Below are 19135 nucleotides of genomic sequence, written 5' to 3'. Positions count from 1 at the left end.
GCGCGTCGGCGCACAGGGAATGCGGGAGTTACAGCCTCTGCACGGCGTCGGCTGTCAGGGTAAATGGCGTTGGCGTGCACACGGCCAGACTCAGGGTTTCGAGCTGGCACTGGCTAACGGAGAGCGAGGATGTCAGTGTAGTGCTATCGACGCTGACAATTTGCCAGGCGCTGCCGCCACGCTGCTTAACGATGGCTTCTTTGCGCGTCCAGATGCGCCAGAAAGCCGCCAGTTGGTGTTCCGGATGTTCTGCTTCGATTTCGGCATGTTCCCCAAGACTGAACACCGTATTCGCCAGCGTCTTCCAGTTTTCGCGCGGGCGCACGACTTCAATATCGCAGCCCACTTCCCCTTCGTCGCTAAGCAGCAGAGCAATGTCATCACCGCTGTGGCTAAGATTGAACCACAGCGGCGTGTCGGCCGAAAAGGCCGGTTTTCCTTGCTCGCCGTAGACGATATCAGGCAATGGGGAAAGGGCATGGGAAAGCAGCACGCGGCCAGCCAACCAGCGTGCGCGGCGAGCACCCTGCGGTGCCTGCTCATAGAGCGCATGAGGCAGCACGCCGGTGCTTAAATCAGAAACTTTCCCTAGAACGATCCGGTACATATCACGGCCAACGTTTGATGATGATAGAAGTATTGATGCCGCCAAACGCAAAGTTATTGCTCTGCAAAAACTCGCAATCAATCTTGCGGGCTTCACCCATAATGTAATCCAGCGCGCCACAATTGGCATCTGGCTGACTCAAATTCAGCGTAGGCGCAAACCAGCCTTCACGCATCATTTGCAGACTCATCCAGGCCTCCAGTGCGCCACAAGCGCCAAGGGTATGCCCAAAATAGCTTTTAAGCGAGGATAGCGGCACATTATCACCATAAATTGCGGCAGTCGCCTGACTTTCTGCAATATCGCCACGATCGGTAGCGGTACCGTGCGCTGAAATATAGCCGATATCCCGGGCGCTAATACCGGCCATGCTCAGCGATTTTTCCATGCAAATCTGCATTGTCTCACGCTGTGGCTGGGTGATATGGGCAGCATCGCAGTTAGTGGCAAAGCCGACGATTTCACCGTAAATCGTTGCTCCGCGCGCTTTAGCGTGTTCCAACTCTTCCAGCACCAGCGTACCAGCACCTTCCCCGATGACCAGACCATCGCGTTTTTCATCGAATGGGGAGGGGGTGGTTTTCGGTTCGTCGTTGCGCTGGCTGGTGGCGAACAGCGTATCAAATACGGCGGCTTCGGAAGGGCACAGTTCTTCTGCACCGCCGGCAACCATCACCGTTTGATAACCGTGTCGGATGGCTTCCCATGCGTAACCAATTGCCTGGCTACCGGAGGTGCAGGCGCTGGATGTCGGGATGACTCGCCCACGCAGGCCGAAAAACAATCCAGTGTTAACAGCCGTGGTGTGCGGCATCATTTGCACGTAGGTCGTGCCGGTGATGTTATTGGTGTGCTTCTCGGTCAGCATGGTCGCGAACTCACTCACCGGCCCGGTGCTGCCTGTGGAGGAACCGTATGCTATTCCGGTTTCACCGTTGGTCAGTACCCGATCGCCAATCAGTCCGGCTTGTTCTAACGCCAGTTCTGATGCGCGAGTGGACATCAGCGACACGCGACCCATGGCGCGAATGCGCTTGCGGGTATAGTGTTCCGGCAGAGTGAAGTTATCGATCGGCGCACCCAACAGCGTGTGCAGTCCGTCATAAACCTGCCACTCCGGCATTTTGCGTACCGCATTTTCATACGCCAATAGCCTGGCTGAGACATCCTGCCAGTTTTCCCCAAAGGCGGTGACGCCGCCCATGCCTGTAATCACGACACGACGTGTCATAACATCCCTCCATTGATGGAAATCACCTGGCGAGTGACATAGCCCGCCACATCCGACATTAAATAACTGGCAAGCCCGGCCACTTCTTCAGCCTGACCTATCCGTTTCATGGGGATCATCGACATCGCCTCTTTCAATGCGGCTTCTTCCATCTCGATCATCCCGGTATCAATCAGTCCTGGTGCAATACAGTTTACGGTAATTTTGCGTTTTGCCAGTTCGATGGCCAGCGCTTTGGTGGCGCCAATAATACCGGCTTTTGCTGCACTGTAATTAACCTGACCGCGGTTGCCCATCACGCCGGATACCGAAGACAGTGTGATGATACGCCCCCCCTGGCGTGCGCTAATCATCGGCATAATGCACGGATGAATGACGTTGTAAAAGCTGTCGAGGTTAGTGTGGATCACCGCATCCCAGTCGTTATCGCTGAGCGCAGGGAAGGCGGCATCACGCGTTACCCCGGCGTTGCTGACAATGCCGTACCATGCGCCGTTAACCTCAATATCGTGCTCCAGTACTTCACGGCATTGCTCGCGATTGGCAACGTCAAACGTCAACAGACGCCCTGCGCCGCCAGCGGCGAGGATAGCCTCCAGCGTGTCTTGTGCACCTTGTGCATCGCGATGATAGTGCACGCCGACCACAAAGCCGTCTGCCGCCAGTTGTCTGGCGATGGCGCGACCGATACCTTTGCTGGCACCCGTAACTAAAACTGAACGACTCATGTGGACGCTCCTTGTTGAAATAGCGTGTTAATTTCTTCTGTTGTCGGCTGGAAGGTGTTGACGCGACCGGTTGCCAGCGTCTTGTTGTCTGCCTGAATGACGCATTCAAAGCTACCGAATCGTGCATCCTGCATCAGCAATTTGACATGAATGCTCAGCCGCTTTCCGGCAGGCAGAACACCCGCAGCACAGACTAACTCGCGTGCGCCCAGCACCATACCTAATGCAATACTCGCCTGACCGTGTTGCTGTCGGTGCCAGCCAGACCAGACGCCAATGGTCTGCGCCATTAATTCCAGTGCGAACCAGCCGGGCAGATTGCCATCGGGGTCGAGGAAAGGGGCCAGTACGCTGTTTGCCGATACCGTCACGTGGCAGGTGGCGGTTTCGTCCGCCACACTGACGACCTCTTCAAGGAGCAGCATCGGCGCGTCATGCGGTAAATAATCGCCCGGTGATAAATAGTGGCTCATGAGATTCTCCCGAGCAGGATGCTGGCATTATTACCGCCGAAGGCGAACGAGTTAGATAAGATTACCGGGCGAGTCAGCGGCTGCGGTTGTTCAATGATGCCGCAGGGTGGCAATGTTTCATCGCGCGGCGACTGGCTAAAATCCTGCGGTGGCAGGGGCAGGTTGCGTTGCAGAATCAGCATACTGATTGCTGCTTCGGTGATCCCCGCCGCGCCCAGCGTGTGCCCGGTCAGGTGTTTGGTTGAACTGCATGGGACCGTGTCGCCAAATAGCGTGCTTACGACGTTGGACTCAATCTGATCGTTGAGCGGAGTGGCCGTTCCGTGCAGATTGATATAGCCCACGTGTTCCGGTGTCATTCCTGCGTCGTTAAGTGCCTGGCCTATGGCGCGAATGGCACCTTCTCCCTGCGGGTGGGGAGCCGAAATATGGTATGCATCGCTGGATTCGCCGACACCCAGCAGCGCAATGGGCTGTGGCTCGCGGGTTAATACCATCAATGCGGCGCCTTCGCCGATGGTGATCCCACTGCGGTCGCGGCCAAACGGCTGACATCGCGTTGGGGAGAGCGATTCCAGACTGTGGAAACCGTTGATGGGCATCCGACTTAGCGTATCGGCACCCCCGACAATGGCAATATCCACCAGACCAGATTCGATTAAGCGACGCCCGCTCATGATAGCCCGTGCACTGGACGAGCAGGCGGTTGAGAGCGTAAAGGCCGGGCCATCCAGCGCCAGCCAGTGGCTAAGAAAACGCGATGGATCGCCCAGTTCCTGCTGCGGGTAGCGCCAGTCGGTGCTCTCTTTGTCGTTGAGCATCAGATCAACGTGAACGTCACCTTCATTCAGACCGGAGGTGCTGGTGCCGAGAACGACAGCAATACGATCGCGGCCAAACCGGGCGATAGCGTCGTCTACCTGTGGCTGGATTTGTGCCAGTGCAGCCAGCAGTAGCTGGTTATTGCGCGAACGATGTGCGCTAAATTGCTGAGGGATCGCGGGCAGATCACCGTCTACACCTGCTAATACGGCGGGTGGATGTCCTTGTAGCCAGTTCGCGCGCGGACGCATTCCCGGCGCTATGCCACGTGTGAGGTTGGCGGCGATTTCATCGGTGTTATTGCCCAACGCGTTAATCATGCCAACGGCAGAAATGTAGATCATCTCAGTCACCCAGGTATTGAATGGTGATGTGGTATTTAAATACGTGCTGCTCAATGCTGATCGGTTCGCGTTTTCCTTTGCGATTCAGATACGTGATTTCCGTGACCAGTTTGCCGCGGCTATTGCGCAGTTCACGTGTATCGCCCGTATCGACGAGCGTCCAGCCTTGAGGTAATTGCGGTTGCCAGGCGCTAATTGGCCAATGACTAAGCATCACGTCAGCCAGCACCTGGCTTGCGGGCGGCAGTTGCGGAACGATGATCGATTGTTCGGTGTGCAATCCTTTTCCATCGTAAGTCACGAGGAACAGGCGAATGCCAACTGATGACAACCCGGCCAGTGTGATTTTCTTATCATCAGCATTAAGCATGACCAACAGCGACTGCGTTTTGCCGTTAAAACTTCCGGTCAGCAGCTGTTGTGAATTCACCGCGGGAGAAATCCCCGGAGCAGGTAGCGTCACACGTGTTCCCGGCTCTAACCAGGCTTGCGGGCGGCCTTGCTGTTCCGGCTGTGTGTGGCTGCAACCGGCAAGAATCAGTGCGGCGAGCGCTATCATTAACGGCCTGATAAGGCGAATCCGCCACCCGGCAAAAAATGTCGATAACATCATCTTTTTTTCTTCTCTCTTTTCGTTGGCATCGCCAGCGGTGACAGCAAAAATGCAGTGAAAATACCGCTCACCAATACAATGCCAAAACTGCTGATTGCCTGAGTGGCACTAAAGACCAGCATGCCGAGCGTCAGGAGCGTAGTCATCATCGCCAGTGTGATAGCCAGTAGCGACGTCAGTGGCGTACCGCGTGGATTACTGAAAAACAGCGTGTAGTTAATGCCAATCCCCAGCACCAGCACCAGTGCCAGCAGCGAGAACAGGTTGAGCGCGTGCCCACTCAGAGCCAGTACCGCCAGACCACAACCTAAAGACAGCACCGAGGGGACCAGGCTAATAAAGCCTTTACGCCAGCCAAGTCGAATGACGGCGCCACAGGCAATTACTGCCAGCGCAACGCATAGCAAGCCCGTCAGAATATGGCGATACAGCGCAAACAGAGTGTCAAAGCTGCTCTTACGATCCACCCACGCAACGCCGGAATATTTTGTGCTGAGCGTGTTTAAAGCATCACTTTGTTTCACTCCTTCAACGGGAACCAGCACGCTGCTTTCACCGTCTGCCAGCGACAGCCACAGTAAGCGCCAGCCTTCACTGGCCGGGCTGGAAAGCCAGGCATCGACGGTGACCGGCATGGCGCTAAGATCGGGTTTCACCGTTGTCAGCCCGGCGCTGTTTAAGGCTTTTGTGACGGCGGGCGCGGCATCTTTTAACAGGGTGAGATCCTGCTGCTGCCGGGCGAGCGAATTTAACGGAATAGTGCGATATCCGCTGAGTAATCCGTCTTTTTTTGCCTCTTCCAGCGCGGGAGTAAAGGCTTCCAGTCGCTCCAGCGTTTGTTGAGCAGATTTGCCGTACACGACAAACCACTTCTGGTCAACGCTTTGCCCGGTCAGGGCGGTAATTGCTTTTTCCTGAGCGAGAATGTCCTGCGGCAGCGCCTGTAACTGGGAGATATCATCGTCTACGCGTAGCGTCGCCATGCCTGCCAACGAGAACAACGCGAGCACCACCGGTAGGCCAACGGATAATTTCTTATTCCGCCGCCAGGCGGCAAGCCAGCGTAGCATGAGTACCATTGCCGGAACCGGGCGCACCGGTAACCTGTGACACAACCATGGATGCCAGAAAATGACCGTCAGGCACGAGGCACTCAGACCCACCGCCGCGAATACCGCCATCTGGCGAATACCGGGGAAGGGGGCCAGCATCATAATCAGATAAGCCGCCACGGTAGTGAGCAGTGCCAGGAGCAGGGCATTGCGTACTTTGGCAAGGCTTTGCCATGGCGATGTTTCTGCACCGTGCACCATCCGCTCGGTCAAATAGTAGAGCGTATAGTCGGCGGAAATACCGATGATGCTCATGCTCATCACCAGCGTCATCAGATGGAGTTCGCCAAAAATCAGCAACGTGACGACGGTTCCCGCCAGCGCGCCAATACCAATTGAAATCAGGCACAGCAGCAGCGGACGCAGCGAACGAAACACGGCCACGATGAGCAGGATCACCCCGATCACGGTCGCTATGCCGAGGGTCGAGATATCCTGTTTCGCCTGCTGGCTGGCGTAATCGCTGTAGAACAGCGTTCCGCGAGACAGTAATTGTGCCTGCGGATAGTGGGCTTTGAACTCACCTTCCAGCGTATTCAGCGTGGTGACCAATTGGTGCGTCTGTTGCATATCAAACGATGAGCCGGTCAGCTCGCCATGTAACAGATACCAGTAGTTGCCTTGCTCGTCCTGAGTGACCAGCCAGCCGTCCATCAGGCGTAAACGCTGGCCATTTTTGGCCATGGCCAACTGCGAGCCGCGCATCAGCATGAGGGGATCGTTTTGCAACTCTTTGCCGCTGACACCGGAGAATGCGGAGTAAAGCTGGGACAGGATCCACTGGGCCTGGGCTTCGCCGCCGTTTTGCAGACGAGCGCGGGTATCGTTATCTATCAGGCCGTTACGGTGTTTCCAGAAGAAAGCCCCCCATGCCTGCTGGCTGTCGGTGTCCATCGGGCCTTTCACCTGGGCCAGCGCGTGCGATTTTTGCAGCAGCGTCAGCCAGTCTTGCGCCGCCGACGGGTCCGGTTGCTTACCGGGACTCACCAGCCAGACCAGTTGCCGGTCGAGGCGCTGCATAAAGCCTTCGTTCAGGCTCGGGGGAATGTCGCCCATTGCCTGTTTTGGCAGCATGGCCAGCACGCTGCTATTGAGCCTGGCCTGCGGGAGTAGCGTCAACAAGACGCCCAGCATAATCAGGCAGGCGAGCCCCCATAACAGCGCGGGACGTTTACTGGGCGGCAAAGCGTTGGCGTTCATCATCGGTCAGTTGCGCTGGCGTCAGTTGGTGTTGGGAAAGCGCGATATCGGTGCGATCGCCCTGCTTGTCATTGAGCTGAATGCTCTCCAGGTAGGTCTTGCCAGCTAAATCAATCGTCGCGAAAATCTTATCCAGTGGCGTGGTGATTGGCGTCAGGCGTAACATCCAGCGCCCCTCCCCTACGTCGGTAAAGGTCACGCGGAAGTTTTGCTCCAGCACCTTACGATCCGCCTGGAATAATGCACGTAGCAGATGATTGAACTGGAACATTTGCGGGTTGTTTTCGGCGGTGATGGTCTGCGGTGGCTGACCGTTAATCACCTGAACCATCCGCTTATCATCAAGCAACAGTTGCATCGGGAACGGCGCGGTTTGGTCCCACAACAGACCCTGGTCACGGGCGATCAGCATTTTGCCCTGAGACCGCAGCGGCTGCGGCAGATCTTTTATCGTCCGGGTTTGATCGAAATGGGCGCGAACGACCGGCTGTTCGGTAAAACGCTGTTGCAGGTCATCAAGCGTCAGGGCGCTGACAAAAGGGCTGATGAGCAGCACCAACAATGGCCATAATTTCATGGCGTCACTCCCATTCGTTCAAACAAAATATCCGGGCTGACAAAGCACAGCTCACGGCTTTTTTCGTCCACGGCGACCTGGATGGTATAGCCCGTTGTGGCGCGTTTTCCTGTTTCAGCATCGAAAATGTCGTAGTCGATACGCAGGCGATTTTCGAACTCTTTAATACGGGCACGCACACGGATACGCTGCTCGAAAGTCAGGGCGTTGCGATACTTCACCCGGGTGTCGACCACGGGCCACAAATAGCCGGACGCTTTCATCTGCCGATAACCGTAATTGAATTGGTTCAGCAGTGCCTCGCGGGCAATCTCGAAATAGCGGAAGTAGTTGCCATGCCACGCTACACCCATCATATCGACGTCGTGAAACGGAATAGTCAGCTCGACTTCAGCCGTAAAGCGGGGATCGTTAAGCACCCTTTACTCCTTGTCTTTGGTGTCCGGCAACTGCCAGAAATCGAAAAAGTTAAACCAGTCGAGTGGCGACTGAAGTGCATAGTGCTCAAGGCGTTCGGCGTAGCGATCGACGGTATTCTGTAATGCCTGTTGTCGGGTGGCACGCGGCAAGAGCAGAGGGTCAGCAAATGGTTCGCAGTGGATGCGTAGTTTCTCCTGCTGGCGCAGGGCGAAAATCAGATCCACCGGACAGCGTAAAATAGACGCAAGAATGAACGGGCCCTGTGGGAAGGGCGCAACTTGCCCCATAAAGCGGCTCCAGCAGACACGCCATTCGCCGCCACGTTGGGTAGTGACTGCGATGCGATCGCCAACGATGGCGATCCATTCGCCACGATCCAGTTTCTCTTTGAGCAGAATGGCGGTATCCGGGCCAATATCGTTCACCGGTAGCAGGTTTAACCCGGCCTGCGGGGCCATCTCTTCCATAATTTTTTTAAAGCGTTGGGCGTTATCGCTAAATACCAGCGCATTGATTGTTTTACTGCCCTGTAGCTGGGCGAGTGCCCGACAGGCTTCGACATCGCCCAAATGTGAGGCCAGCAGCAGTTTTCCTCGCGGGTCGCTGACATTTAGCGTCTCTTCTGCGCCTGGTGCAAAAACAACATCGCGGCCGAGGTGCAGTTCACCGCGCCAGCTGGCAATTTTATCCAGCATCGCGCCGCCAAAACGCAGGAAATGCTGATAACTGATCAGGTTTGACGGTACTGGCATCCGGCGTGCGATCAGTTGCGCCCGTACGCGGCGAATCCAGCTCTGAGAGGCTTTTCGGGCAGTTGATGCGGTGAGCCAGTAAATGCCGACTACCGGATACAGTAGCAGGGAGAAGGCTTTGCGACCCAGTAAACGCCAGACCAGCAACATCAGACGCATTCCCCACAGCCCTTTGACTTCCTGCTGCTGCGCCCAGTGTGTTGATGAACGACGAAAAAGCAGGGAGGGGATGCGTGGCAACATGCCAAAAAACAGGCGAGTGTGCATTAATGAAATGCGCAGATTGTCTTTGAGCGCGTCAAAATGGGATAGCCCGTCCTGCGGATAGATGACTCGTGTGGGGATAAAATAGCTGGGGTTGCCTTGCCAGTAGAGACGCACCATCACTTCGGTATCAAAATCCATTCGTTTGCCGAGCGTCACGCGCTGTGCCAGCTGCCGTGTTGGTGCCACCGGATACACCCGGAAGCCGCACATGCTGTCTTTTAGCTGCAACGAAAGCGTTTCTATCCACACCCAGATGTGGGTTACCCAGCGTCCGTACAGGCGCGAGCGAGGGACAGAATCATCGTAAATCGGTTGCCCGGAAATGAGCGCTGCCGGATGTTCTTTTGCCAATGCAAGCAGCCTGGGAATATCTTCAATGGCATGCTGACCGTCGGCATCGACCTGCACGGCATGACTGAACCCGGCATCTGCCGCCGCCTGAATTCCGCTAATCACCGCCGCGCCTTTGCCTGCGTTGACCGGCAGGCGAATTAACGTCAGATTGCTGTATTCTGCCGCCAGGCGTGCCAGTTCATCTTGTGTGGTCTTGTCGCTGCCATCGTCCACCACAATGCAGGGGAGATTGAATGGCTGAAGACGATCCAATACGCCCGACATCATTGCGCCGTGGTTATAGCAAGGGATCAACACGCACGGGGAAAACGTCAGCGACATAACCGAATCTTCCCGCTGCTGGCGGTATGGCGCGCTTCACCGTCGTGGCGCTGATAACTAAAAGAGAGCATCTGACGTTCTTCCTGCCAGCTCAGACTCAGGGTGATGGTGGTTCCAGGCAATAGCGGTGACTGGAACTTCACGTTCTGAATACTGTGAAAACGCCAGCCAGGGACCAGCAACGTGGTGGCGTAATGCATCGCCCAATCCAGCTGTGCAACGCCTGGCAGTAGTGGCTGCACGGCAAAATGCCCGCTGAACCAAAACAGCGAAGGGTCGAGATGTAAAACAATCTCAGCCTGTTGAGGCTGTGCCTGATGGCGCTCGATTTCATGGGGTTTCATGAAATAACTCCTGTAATTGCGCATAGACACGCTTGTTCATACTGTTGACCGGAATCTCATCAATCACCCGCCAGTAGCGGGGAACGGCGACCGGCTCCAGCCAGGGCAACAGCGAACGTCGCCAGGTCAGTTCTTGCTGTTTTCCTCCGCATGCGAGCCAGCGTTGGTGGGTTTTGTCATCCAGTACCAGCAGGACGCCAACGCCCTGGCGTCCCCCGCGTGAGACCGGCAATGCCGCGACATCACGTATACCGTCCAGTGCCAGCAAGCGTTGCTCCACTTCGCTGAGTGAAATGCGTTTCTCTTCAATCTTGACGACTCGCCCGCGCCTGCCCATCAGGCGAAACTGACCATTTTCGGTAAATTGCAGAATATCATCCAGCAACAGGCCATCATCAGCGGTAATTAGCGGTGAAAATACACGAAACGCGTCATTTTCTGGCTGAAATCTGACGCCGGGAAAAGGCAGCCATGCCACATCATCTTGATGGCGATAACGCCACGCAAGGATCCCGGTTTCAGTGCTGCCGTAGATCTCATCGGGCCAGACATTCAGCCAGTCAGCAGCCTGTGCGACGTCCTGCCAGGGCAGCATACCGCCCGCAGACAGAATCAGTTCGACCGGCGGCGGTGCCAGATGGTGGTCGAGGCGTTTCAGAAACGCCGGACTGCTGATAAACGCATACCGATGCTCATGGCTCAGCGCCGCCAGTTGTTCGGCATACCATAGCATTGCCGCGTGCAGCGGCAGACCTAAGGCCATTGGCAAGAAGATACGAAACGTCAGACCATACAGATGTTGCGGAACCACTGACGCGACCACCCGGCAACCTGCGAGACGATCGGCAAAGCGCGTCGCGAGCAATGCCGCTTCGCTATCCAGGCGAGCGATCGGTTTGATCACGCGTTTCGGCTGGCCGGTCGAACCGGAAGTGAACAACTCCACAAAGGCGTCGCTGCATATTGCCGGAAACGTGATGTCGTGGGTCACGGATGTCATGGCAGAACTGACCACCCGTAGCGTTCCCTGCCACTCCAGCGTTTTATCGCTCAGTACGCCGTCAAACAGCCTGTGCTGCTCGTTTAACAACGAAACGCGACAATGCCCTGGGATCACCGGCGTTTTGCCAGCATGTAGCGTGGCCAGCAGCGCGACGATAAATAAATAGCTGTTCTCGAAGCACAATGCCCAGCGCTCACCTTCCTGCTGCTGCAGGTATGTTATCAACTGGGCCACATCATGGCGCAGATGACCCAGCGTCCAGGTATGCTCTTCCTGCCACGCAACAGGGACGTCGTTCGGGCGTGGGTCACAGAGCCATTGCGCAAGTGTGAGGGGCTGCTTCATTGGGTATCTCGTTTTATCACCAGTTGGCGAACTAACCACTCGCCGGCCATCAATGTTCCCATCAGTAAATAGGAAACCATACCGTTCCAGGTCGTCCACAGGGTCATATCGCCATTCAGTGCGGTAAAGAGCGCAACGCTGCCGTTGATGATGAAAAAGGCGCACCAGATTTGTGTCACACGGCGTGTGTAGCGTACTCCTGCCTCGGGCAGATTTGGGTCGCGCAGCCGCGCCAGGCGTTCAACAATGGGCATCGCGGACCAAAGCGATCCGCCAAAAACCGACAGCATCACGGCGTTTACCACTACCGGATAAAACAGCAGCAACTGATGTGTTTTGAGCAGATAACTGGCAATGCACAACGTGATACCCGCAACCGCCACGACCTGTGTTACAACGCGCAACGGCCCCGCCTGTCGCCGGGTCTGGCGAAAGCGTAAAAAAAGGAGTAGCGCCATCAACGGTAGCAACCAGTGCAGACTGTTATGCGCAAGGCCAAACCAGATCAAAAACGGCCAGGCCAACAACAGTAGGCCTGTTAGCAGTTGTACGACTGGCAGCGAGCGAGTGCCCGACACGGTGAATTACGCTTCTTTGAGAAGGCGTTCTACCGCGTCGACGACATCTTGTACGGTGCGTACTGCTTTAAACTCTTCCGGTTTAATTTTCTTACCGGTTTTCTTTTGCAGATGCACGATCATGTCGACGGCGTCGATGCTGTCGAGTTCCAGATCTTCGTACAGGCGCGCCTCAGGCTTAATGTCCTGCGGGTCGACTTCAAACAGCTTGACCAGCAGTGATGAGACTTCTTCGTAAATGGCTTTTTGTTCGGTCATAACGGACTATCCTCAGGCACGTTGCGCGTGAATGAACGATGCCAGCGTGGCGACGGAGAAGAAGTGCTGGCGCATTTCTTCGCTCTCTGCTGAGAGGACCACGCCATACTCGTTTTTTACCGCCAGCCCAAGCTCCAGGGCGTCGATTGAGTCCAGACCTAATCCATCGCCAAAGAGTGCCGCTTCGGTATCAATATCGTCAGCTGTCAGTTCGTCGAGATTCAATGTCGTTATAATGAGATTTTTGATTTCAAGATAAAGCGCTTGCATCATTAATTCCTGAAAGAGGTAAAGTACCTGGTTGTAATTGAAGCAAAAGATGCCGGTTCAACTGCCTTGCGGCCAGCGCCGGTTCTTGTGAATTTGCGTCGTAAAATTGGTCGATCTTAACCCGTTCGTGTACTGAAACGGTAAACATGGGCTTTATCGATGGGACGTCGTACCATTTGCTTTCTTTATCCAGCATTTGTTCGCTGCAGTTTATGGTTACGATGCGTAAATCGCTGCTGCAGCGTACGGCGATATTCGCCGCACCACGCTGTAACGTCATTTCCTCTCCGGGGCGTGTACGGGTTCCCTCGGGGAAAATTAAAATGGTATCGCCTTGTTCCAGACGTTGCTGGCACGCGGGTAACAGCGCATCAGCCTGACTGTTAATCAGATAATCTGCTGCCCGGACCACGCCGCCAAGAAACGGGTTTTTTAGTAATGCGCTTTTCACCAGACAGTCGGTTTCTGGCATGACCGAGGCCAGTAGCACGTAGTCGATGAGCGTCGGATGATTGGCGACGACCAGGCACCCTTGTTCGTTGCGTAAAATGTCTCGTCCTGCAATCTGGTAATCCAGCACGCCAAGTCGCTTCGCCACCGTTAAAAAGAGGCGAAAACTGGCAGCAATGCTGCGTCTGGCGATACGCCGACGTCGGGCTTTATCCCATACTGCGATGAGCAATACGTTAAACCAGACAGTAGAAAGGAGCAGTCCGCCGAGGCCAAACAGGGCAAAGCAAAAACCGGTCATCACCAGTCGCCATACCCAATTAAGCCGCAGGAAAATCGTGTTCATCCCTGACTCCACTGCCACTGTACGCGCTCGCCTGGGAGGGTAAACGCCGCGGTATCTTGCAAATAATGTTGTAAAAACAACAGGCTTTGTGGCAATGGTGTCTCACCTTGCGCGCAGTGTGGACGGGTTTCGCATTGCCAGCGATCACCGGATTCAATAACCAGCGCGACGGCAAACGGCCATGTCGGCATATCAGGCGGCAACTGTGGATGATAAAACTCGGGCAGAAAACCGTCGAAATCGACCATCAATACGCGCTGATATCCCGCCTGCAACAGCCCGATGACTTCGCATAGCCCCTGCTGGAACGTATCCCTGCCAGCGGAAAGCGAGGAGGAGACAATCGGCTTTTTCGCGGCGATGGTCAGGTTTCCCACGGCAGAATTATGCACAGAGAGGGCGAAATCGGTTGGTGAGAGAGCCTGCTCAGTCGCCAGGGCGTGCAGGATCCTGTAGTTACGCTCCAGCTCACCATGGCGGCTGGTGTACAACACGGCATCGATATCATGACGGCGTAGCATCGCCAGCCCGCAATCAACGGCCAGTTTGCTACCGGAGCTGAGGCGGCGAGCCGTCATCATCGGTAACTCGCTGAGTTTAGCCAATGGCGCGGTGGGATCGATGGCGTGCGAAAACCGTGACCATTCATGCCACTGTTCTGTTTCGCTTAATCCTGGCGCCTTGGCCTGCCAGTCGATAATGTTGAAAGCAAATTTCATCAACGCGTATCCGCGGTAAATCGGTTGTTCCGATTGTTTCTTATTTTTTCTTCTGACATATCAATAAAGTATGCCCAACACCTAAGTTGTCGTGGCGTTCATCTACCTGAAAACCTGCCTGATTCAGATAGTGATAAAACTTCTCTACGCTGTAGAAGCGGCTGTTGCCATTCGCCATACAGGTAAAATAAAGCGAAGACGCATTCAGGCTAAATGAGGCCGCTTCAAATTTTTGGGCATCCCAAAACAGTTCCATAATGCACAGCTTCGCGCCCGGTTTCATCACCCGAGCAATGTTGCTCAGAATGGCGATAATTTGTTCCGGGGAAAAACAGTCCAGAAATTGGCTCATCCACCAGATATCTGCCTCTGCGGGTAAAGGCGAGTCGCTAAGCATATCCACAGCATGGAAATTTATGCGATGGGATAATCCCGTATTTTCGATATTTTCGCGGGCAAGTGCAATTTGTTGCGGCAAATCTAATAGAGTGACTGCAATATTGTCATCATGTTGACAACAACGTAATGCCCATTTCCCGGTATTTCCGCCGACATCGTACAGGGTTGCAGGGGCGCTGGCGAATACATATGGCAATGCGGCATCAAATGCGCCATCTGAATAGTAATGATCGAAAGCGAACCAACTTTCACGCGCAGCCAGGGGTAATTGCGACAGTGCAGGATAGATTGTTGGCCAGTCGCCAAAAATTTTTAATCCCGCGGGCTTCCCTTCTTTCAGCGCATTCTCCAGATAGAACAGTCCCTGATAACAAACATCCTGGGTGAAATCCATATTCACACGCGTCATCGTGTCATGTAAAAGGAAGTGGCCGACTTTAGCGAGGTAATAATATCCTTCTTTGTGGGTAATAATTCGCCCACTTAACCCCATATCCAACAGGATGCTGGCGGCATATTCGTTGATGGTGCTGTTTTCGGTAATTTCGTCGAGCGTGGCGCCGCGTTTACCTTGCTTGTCCAGCCAGGTGAGTACTCCCGCATTTCGCAGACACAACGCGGTTTGAAAAAGCATAGGGGCAAAGGCGATACGTTGTGCTTCAGTAATGGCATCCAGTGCGCTAAGCGAATCCTGTTCGTACATGTGGGGACAACCTGTTAAATGGCAGAGAGTAAGAGTATCGGGCCTTTTCGGCCCGACTTTAGGCGTAATTACAGATTGGCACCGGCTGACAGATTGAGCTGGATGTCTTTATCCAGATTGCGTACCCAGCGGTTGTAGTTTTTATGAATTTTTCCACCAGAAGCCTGCAGGTTAAGGCTGCTGTCGTATTTAATGTCATAGCTGGTGGCGGTATAGGTGATACGGACTTCAGCCACATGATCTCGGGTTTGTTGGCGTGCTTTAATGACACCAGGACCGGCTTCAGACATGACCCATTGGCGTTGAATGCCCGCTTTCAGAATGGCGGTTTTAACCTGATCCTGAGTGTGCCCCGCGCTTACGCTGGTGTGAACTTGATCGATCGGCGCAGTACGTGCACATCCCGCCAGCGCACCGACAACGGCAATGGCCGCAAACCACTTAATATACTGTTTCATTAAAACTCCCTCTCAAAGTACTGTTTATACGTGTTTAATAATAAGCTTCGAAATAATGATCACCCTGCAGCTCCCGTGATTTTGTTTAAGCTAAATCAGCATTTTATTTCACGTGTCCGATAGCAAGGCGATGAGGTTGCCGGATGGTAATATTCGGTGACTTTCTTCAACGGAAATTTTTCAGCGTAATCATCGGCGAGAAGTATAGATTTTTAGATAAAACGTATCAAATAAAATAACCTTTAAATATAGGCAGATAGTTTGAGTTAAATGCTGTGGGGGGATTCATTATTCTTATGTGGTTTGGCAAAGACATCCATACGTTGACTTATGTATTTTCTTTATTAAAAAATGAAATCCTTTTCACTCTTTATTTAAGATAAATTGCGATATATACCTGTATGGATATCAGTTTAACGGGCATATAAAAAGATAAAAACTACCTCGGTTGGTAGTTTTTCAGGGTAGCCGACTTTTGGGTCTGCCGGGACCCAGCAAAATGGCCAGTTTGCTGCCACCGGTGGTGGTTTCCATCCAGATTTTACACACGCTGGTTAACGGCACAGAGAGCAGCATGCCTACCGGGCCGAGCAGCCATCCCCATACCAGCAGAGAGAGGAAGACGATTAGCGTCGATAATCCCAGGCGATGCCCCATCATGCGCGGCTCGAGGATATTGCCAATCACCATATGCACCACCAGAAACAGCGCGCCGACCAGTACGCATTCGTAAATGCCGTTGAACAGCAGCGCCTGAATCATGGGCGGCACGGCGGAAATAACCGAGCCTATATTGGGCACATAATTGAGCAGGAAGGCCAGCACGCCCCACATCAGAGCAAACTGAATCCCCATCAGCGCCAGTCCCAGCCAGACGATAGCGCCAGTCCATAGGCTGAGCAACGTTTTCAGTGCCAGATAGTGAGATACGCCCTTGAGCGCCCGATGCAGCCCCGCAATATGGATTTGTGGGTTGTTCAGCGCAAAGCGCAGCTTATAAGGAACATGGCGCACCTCAAACAGCATAAAGACGACCGTCATCACCAGCAGAACGACGCTGGCCATGGCGCCAGAAAGGCTGGTCATCAGCGTGGTGGTGAAGGTCATGAGTTTATCGGAATCGATACGTTGCAGGATGCGCTCTGGCGACATATGCAAATTCAGAAAGGGCACCATCTCTTGCAGATACAGGACTTTGCGCGTCAGCTCCTTATTGTATTTGGGTAGCATAGCCATGAATTCCGTGATCGAAGACGCCAGAACGCCGATCAGTGCCGTGAGGACGAACAGCATGACCACCACTACGAGCGTAATGGCAACCGGGCGACGTACTCCCCGGCGAATAAACCAGGTGACCAGCGGATTCAACACAATGGCAAAAAAGAGAGCCAGCAGCAGTTGCACAATGATATCCGCCGCGGCATGAATACCGGCGAGGATCACCACCAGCGCGGCCAGTTTAAGTAAAATGTGCAAACCTGTTTTGTCAGGCTGAATGGTTGTCATGTCTTCTTCCTGTGTGCATTTTTGCATTAAGTGTAGCGGCTGGCTTGCTGCCGATATTCCTAATCTGGTTACTGATTTCTGGGCTGCAACATGGTAGAAATGAAACACTGTTGTGAATATGTGGTGACCCTCCATGCCCGAACCCGTCGCTGAACCGACGCTGAGCGGTTTACGCCTTAATCTGCGCATTGTCTCCGTGGTGATGTTTAACTTCGCCAGCTATCTGACCATCGGCCTGCCGCTCGCGGTATTGCCGGGCTACGTCCATGATGTGATGGGATTCAGCGCCTTTTGGGCTGGACTGGTCATCAGCCTGCAATATTTCGCTACGCTGCTGAGCCGTCCGCATGCCGGTCGCTATGCCGATTTGCTGGGGCCGAAAAAGATTGTGGTATTCGGACTGTGCGGCTGTTTTTTAAGTGGTCTGGGCTATTTACTGGCGGGCTCAACGAACGGCTGGCCGTTGGCCAGTCTGCTGCTGCTATGCCTGGGTCGCGTGATCCTTGGGATCGGGCAAAGCTTTGCCGGAACTGGCTCTACGCTGTGGGGTGTGGGGGTAGTTGGCTCAATGCACATTGGACGGGTGATTTCCTGGAATGGCATCGTGACCTATGGCGCGATGGCGATAGGCGCGCCGCTGGGCGTTCTGTTTTATGCCTGGGGGGGCTTACAGGGGCTGGCGCTGACCGTGATGGGCGTGGCGCTGGTGGCAATATTGCTGGCGCTCCCTCGTCCGGCGGTAAAGGCCAGCAAAGGCAAACCGTTGCCGTTTCGCGCGGTGCTCGGACGCGTCTGGTTGTACGGCATGGCGCTGGCGCTGGCCTCGGCCGGCTTTGGGGTGATCGCCACGTTTATTACCCTGTTTTACGACGCTAAAGGCTGGGACGGCGCGGCTTTCGCGCTGACGCTATTTAGCTGCACGTTTGTCGGCACTCGTCTGTTGTTCCCAAATGGTATCAACCGTTTAGGCGGGCTGAATGTGGCGATGATCTGCTTTAGCGTCGAGATTGTCGGGCTGCTACTGGTCGGGATGGCTTCCATGCCGTGGATGGCGAAAATCGGCGTTCTGCTGGCCGGGGCTGGGTTTTCACTGGTTTTCCCGGCGCTGGGCGTGGTAGCGGTAAAAGCCGTCCCGCAGCAAAATCAGGGCGCTGCGCTGGCGACCTACACGGTGTTTATGGATTTATCGCTGGGGGTTACCGGGCCGCTGGCTGGGTTGGTAATGACGTGGGCGGGCGTGCCGGTTATCTATCTGGCGGCGGCAGGGCTGGTGGCGGTGGCGTTATTGCTGACCTGGCGGTTAAAAAAACGGCCTCAGGTGGTGTCACCGGAGGCCGCGTCATCGTCTTAACCGTTACTGGATAACCAGCGTGTTAATGATGTTTTCTGCGGTAGTCTGCGCCTTTTGCTGATCGTCAGCAGGCAGCGTGATTTGCAGGGTCAGCAGTTGGTTATCCACTTTGCCCAACACCACAGAAGAGTAAGCGGTCTGGCCTTTAGCCGAGATGATGCTGTCTAACTGCTGCAGCGTGTGGCCTTTCAGCTCAATGGATTTATTGGTGACGACCTGCAGCTGCGGGTCACGGCTACGCTGCTGATCTTCCAGACGTTTTGCCAGCACGGCCAGGTCTTCGTTGGTGTTGTCGCCAACAATCACAATCACCGCTTTCTGGCCGGTTGCGTCAGAATAGACGTGCATATTGTTCGCCTGGGTGCCCAGCTTGCCGCTCTGATCGGTCATATCCGCTGGCAGGGAAAAACTGAGTTTGCCGTCCAGCAGGCTGACCGGTTGTCCGCTGGCGCTACTTTCTGCGGCAGCACCCTCGGCTGGCGCTTTTGTATCGCTATTATCACAGGCTGCAAGCCCCATAACCAGCAGGCCAATACCGACATATTTAACCAGATTGCGCATTGACTTCTTCCTTTCGATAAACG

The 19135-nt window shown here is 54.5% G+C and carries 22 protein-coding genes; 1 reads left to right on the top strand and 21 read right to left on the bottom strand.

The window, feature by feature from the left end:
- Window positions 1-28: 28 nt before the first annotated feature.
- From acpT to EHN13_RS20165, 20 genes are all read right to left on the bottom strand, one after another.
- Entirely contained in the window at window positions 29-607 is a 579-nt protein-coding gene (gene acpT / locus EHN13_RS20260) for a 4'-phosphopantetheinyl transferase AcpT (RefSeq protein WP_048213608.1), read from the bottom strand.
- A 1-nt stretch (window position 608) separates the two neighbouring features.
- Window positions 609-1838, bottom strand: a complete 1230-nt coding sequence (locus EHN13_RS20255) for a beta-ketoacyl-ACP synthase (RefSeq protein WP_048213607.1) — start codon at window positions 1836-1838, stop codon at window positions 609-611.
- Window positions 1835-2566 (bottom strand): 3-ketoacyl-ACP reductase FabG2, encoded by a 732-nt coding sequence (locus tag EHN13_RS20250; RefSeq protein WP_048213606.1) that lies wholly within the window; start codon window positions 2564-2566, stop codon window positions 1835-1837. Before EHN13_RS20250 ends, EHN13_RS20255 begins: the two co-directional genes overlap by 4 nt.
- Window positions 2563-3039, bottom strand: a complete 477-nt coding sequence (locus EHN13_RS20245) for a hotdog family protein (protein WP_048213605.1) — start codon at window positions 3037-3039, stop codon at window positions 2563-2565. The genes EHN13_RS20250 and EHN13_RS20245 overlap by 4 nt, the downstream gene beginning before the upstream one ends.
- Window positions 3036-4205 carry a beta-ketoacyl-[acyl-carrier-protein] synthase family protein gene (locus EHN13_RS20240; protein WP_124021974.1) on the bottom strand — a complete coding sequence of 390 codons (1170 nt, stop codon included), beginning with the start codon at window positions 4203-4205 and terminating at the stop codon, window positions 3036-3038. The genes EHN13_RS20245 and EHN13_RS20240 overlap by 4 nt, the downstream gene beginning before the upstream one ends.
- Before the next feature lies 1 nt (window position 4206).
- Entirely contained in the window at window positions 4207-4818 is a 612-nt protein-coding gene (locus EHN13_RS20235) for a DUF3261 domain-containing protein (protein ID WP_370686669.1), read from the bottom strand.
- Window positions 4815-7133: an MMPL family transporter gene (locus tag EHN13_RS20230; RefSeq protein WP_115642728.1), complete on the bottom strand. Its 2319-nt coding sequence runs from the start codon at window positions 7131-7133 to the stop codon at window positions 4815-4817. Before EHN13_RS20230 ends, EHN13_RS20235 begins: the two co-directional genes overlap by 4 nt.
- Window positions 7102-7707 carry a LolA family protein gene (locus EHN13_RS20225; protein WP_115642729.1) on the bottom strand — a complete coding sequence of 202 codons (606 nt, stop codon included), beginning with the start codon at window positions 7705-7707 and terminating at the stop codon, window positions 7102-7104. The genes EHN13_RS20230 and EHN13_RS20225 overlap by 32 nt, the downstream gene beginning before the upstream one ends.
- A complete protein-coding gene (locus EHN13_RS20220) occupies window positions 7704-8126 on the bottom strand; it encodes an acyl-CoA thioesterase (RefSeq protein ID WP_048213601.1) in 423 nt (140 codons plus the stop codon). The genes EHN13_RS20225 and EHN13_RS20220 overlap by 4 nt, the downstream gene beginning before the upstream one ends.
- Before the next feature lie 3 nt (window positions 8127-8129).
- Window positions 8130-9821, bottom strand: a complete 1692-nt coding sequence (locus EHN13_RS20215) for a glycosyltransferase family 2 protein (RefSeq protein ID WP_124021973.1) — start codon at window positions 9819-9821, stop codon at window positions 8130-8132.
- A complete protein-coding gene (locus EHN13_RS20210) occupies window positions 9812-10165 on the bottom strand; it encodes an ApeI family dehydratase (RefSeq protein WP_061068761.1) in 354 nt (117 codons plus the stop codon). Before EHN13_RS20210 ends, EHN13_RS20215 begins: the two co-directional genes overlap by 10 nt.
- Window positions 10152-11513 (bottom strand): AMP-binding protein, encoded by a 1362-nt coding sequence (locus EHN13_RS20205; protein ID WP_115642731.1) that lies wholly within the window; start codon window positions 11511-11513, stop codon window positions 10152-10154. Before EHN13_RS20205 ends, EHN13_RS20210 begins: the two co-directional genes overlap by 14 nt.
- Entirely contained in the window at window positions 11510-12091 is a 582-nt protein-coding gene (locus EHN13_RS20200) for a COG4648 family protein (protein WP_048213597.1), read from the bottom strand. The genes EHN13_RS20205 and EHN13_RS20200 overlap by 4 nt, the downstream gene beginning before the upstream one ends.
- 6 nt (window positions 12092-12097) lie before the next feature.
- The gene (locus EHN13_RS20195) at window positions 12098-12349 is read right to left on the bottom strand and encodes an acyl carrier protein (RefSeq protein ID WP_005121566.1); all 252 of its coding nucleotides are present in this window, start codon (window positions 12347-12349) and stop codon (window positions 12098-12100) included.
- Between the two features lie 12 nt (window positions 12350-12361).
- Complete coding sequence (locus EHN13_RS20190; RefSeq protein WP_048213596.1) at window positions 12362-12619, bottom strand: phosphopantetheine-binding protein; 258 nt, start codon at window positions 12617-12619, stop codon at window positions 12362-12364.
- Complete coding sequence (locus EHN13_RS20185; protein ID WP_048213595.1) at window positions 12600-13415, bottom strand: lysophospholipid acyltransferase family protein; 816 nt, start codon at window positions 13413-13415, stop codon at window positions 12600-12602. The genes EHN13_RS20190 and EHN13_RS20185 overlap by 20 nt, the downstream gene beginning before the upstream one ends.
- Window positions 13412-14134, bottom strand: coding sequence for a beta-ketoacyl synthase chain length factor (locus tag EHN13_RS20180; protein ID WP_048213594.1), 723 nt, complete (start codon window positions 14132-14134; stop codon window positions 13412-13414). Before EHN13_RS20180 ends, EHN13_RS20185 begins: the two co-directional genes overlap by 4 nt.
- Before the next feature lie 40 nt (window positions 14135-14174).
- A complete protein-coding gene (locus EHN13_RS20175) occupies window positions 14175-15236 on the bottom strand; it encodes a class I SAM-dependent methyltransferase (protein ID WP_040231691.1) in 1062 nt (353 codons plus the stop codon).
- A gap of 68 nt (window positions 15237-15304) precedes the next feature.
- The gene (locus EHN13_RS20170) at window positions 15305-15682 is read right to left on the bottom strand and encodes a hypothetical protein (RefSeq protein ID WP_122973906.1); all 378 of its coding nucleotides are present in this window, start codon (window positions 15680-15682) and stop codon (window positions 15305-15307) included.
- A 471-nt stretch (window positions 15683-16153) separates the two neighbouring features.
- Complete coding sequence (locus EHN13_RS20165; protein WP_048213592.1) at window positions 16154-17200, bottom strand: AI-2E family transporter; 1047 nt, start codon at window positions 17198-17200, stop codon at window positions 16154-16156.
- Between the two features lie 133 nt (window positions 17201-17333).
- On the opposite strand from EHN13_RS20165, the gene EHN13_RS20160 reads away from it, so the two are divergent.
- Window positions 17334-18551 (top strand): MFS transporter, encoded by a 1218-nt coding sequence (locus EHN13_RS20160; protein WP_124021972.1) that lies wholly within the window; start codon window positions 17334-17336, stop codon window positions 18549-18551.
- Window positions 18552-18554: 3 nt separating this feature from the next.
- Here EHN13_RS20160 and EHN13_RS20155 read toward each other — a convergent pair whose 3' ends face one another.
- Window positions 18555-19112: a DcrB family lipoprotein gene (locus tag EHN13_RS20155; RefSeq protein WP_003837816.1), complete on the bottom strand. Its 558-nt coding sequence runs from the start codon at window positions 19110-19112 to the stop codon at window positions 18555-18557.
- Window positions 19113-19135: the final 23 nt, after the last annotated feature.

Origin of the sequence: Citrobacter youngae, from assembly GCF_003818115.1 — a bacterium.
In the GTDB taxonomy this organism is placed as follows: Bacteria; Pseudomonadota; Gammaproteobacteria; order Enterobacterales; family Enterobacteriaceae; genus Citrobacter; species Citrobacter youngae.
Note: the sequence above shows the minus strand (reverse complement) of the source record. Positions and strands in the feature narration are given on the sequence as shown.

What these genes read in the sequence shown, in the direction of transcription:
- acpT (WP_048213608.1), bottom strand. Translation starts at nt 607, where the DNA reads ATGTACCGGATCGTTCTAGGGAAAGTTTCTGATTTAAGCACCGGCGTG.
- EHN13_RS20255 (WP_048213607.1), bottom strand. Translation starts at nt 1,838, where the DNA reads ATGACACGTCGTGTCGTGATTACAGGCATGGGCGGCGTCACCGCCTTT.
- EHN13_RS20250 (WP_048213606.1), bottom strand. Translation starts at nt 2,566, where the DNA reads ATGAGTCGTTCAGTTTTAGTTACGGGTGCCAGCAAAGGTATCGGTCGC.
- EHN13_RS20245 (WP_048213605.1), bottom strand. Translation starts at nt 3,039, where the DNA reads ATGAGCCACTATTTATCACCGGGCGATTATTTACCGCATGACGCGCCG.
- EHN13_RS20240 (WP_124021974.1), bottom strand. Translation starts at nt 4,205, where the DNA reads ATGATCTACATTTCTGCCGTTGGCATGATTAACGCGTTGGGCAATAAC.
- EHN13_RS20235 (WP_370686669.1), bottom strand. Translation starts at nt 4,818, where the DNA reads ATGATGTTATCGACATTTTTTGCCGGGTGGCGGATTCGCCTTATCAGG.
- EHN13_RS20230 (WP_115642728.1), bottom strand. Translation starts at nt 7,133, where the DNA reads ATGATGAACGCCAACGCTTTGCCGCCCAGTAAACGTCCCGCGCTGTTA.
- EHN13_RS20225 (WP_115642729.1), bottom strand. Translation starts at nt 7,707, where the DNA reads ATGAAATTATGGCCATTGTTGGTGCTGCTCATCAGCCCTTTTGTCAGC.
- EHN13_RS20215 (WP_124021973.1), bottom strand. Translation starts at nt 9,821, where the DNA reads ATGTCGCTGACGTTTTCCCCGTGCGTGTTGATCCCTTGCTATAACCAC.
- EHN13_RS20210 (WP_061068761.1), bottom strand. Translation starts at nt 10,165, where the DNA reads ATGAAACCCCATGAAATCGAGCGCCATCAGGCACAGCCTCAACAGGCT.
- EHN13_RS20205 (WP_115642731.1), bottom strand. Translation starts at nt 11,513, where the DNA reads ATGAAGCAGCCCCTCACACTTGCGCAATGGCTCTGTGACCCACGCCCG.
- EHN13_RS20195 (WP_005121566.1), bottom strand. Translation starts at nt 12,349, where the DNA reads ATGACCGAACAAAAAGCCATTTACGAAGAAGTCTCATCACTGCTGGTC.
- EHN13_RS20190 (WP_048213596.1), bottom strand. Translation starts at nt 12,619, where the DNA reads ATGCAAGCGCTTTATCTTGAAATCAAAAATCTCATTATAACGACATTG.
- EHN13_RS20185 (WP_048213595.1), bottom strand. Translation starts at nt 13,415, where the DNA reads ATGAACACGATTTTCCTGCGGCTTAATTGGGTATGGCGACTGGTGATG.
- EHN13_RS20180 (WP_048213594.1), bottom strand. Translation starts at nt 14,134, where the DNA reads ATGAAATTTGCTTTCAACATTATCGACTGGCAGGCCAAGGCGCCAGGA.
- EHN13_RS20175 (WP_040231691.1), bottom strand. Translation starts at nt 15,236, where the DNA reads ATGTACGAACAGGATTCGCTTAGCGCACTGGATGCCATTACTGAAGCA.
- EHN13_RS20165 (WP_048213592.1), bottom strand. Translation starts at nt 17,200, where the DNA reads ATGACAACCATTCAGCCTGACAAAACAGGTTTGCACATTTTACTTAAA.
- EHN13_RS20160 (WP_124021972.1), top strand. Translation starts at nt 17,334, where the DNA reads ATGCCCGAACCCGTCGCTGAACCGACGCTGAGCGGTTTACGCCTTAAT.
- EHN13_RS20155 (WP_003837816.1), bottom strand. Translation starts at nt 19,112, where the DNA reads ATGCGCAATCTGGTTAAATATGTCGGTATTGGCCTGCTGGTTATGGGG.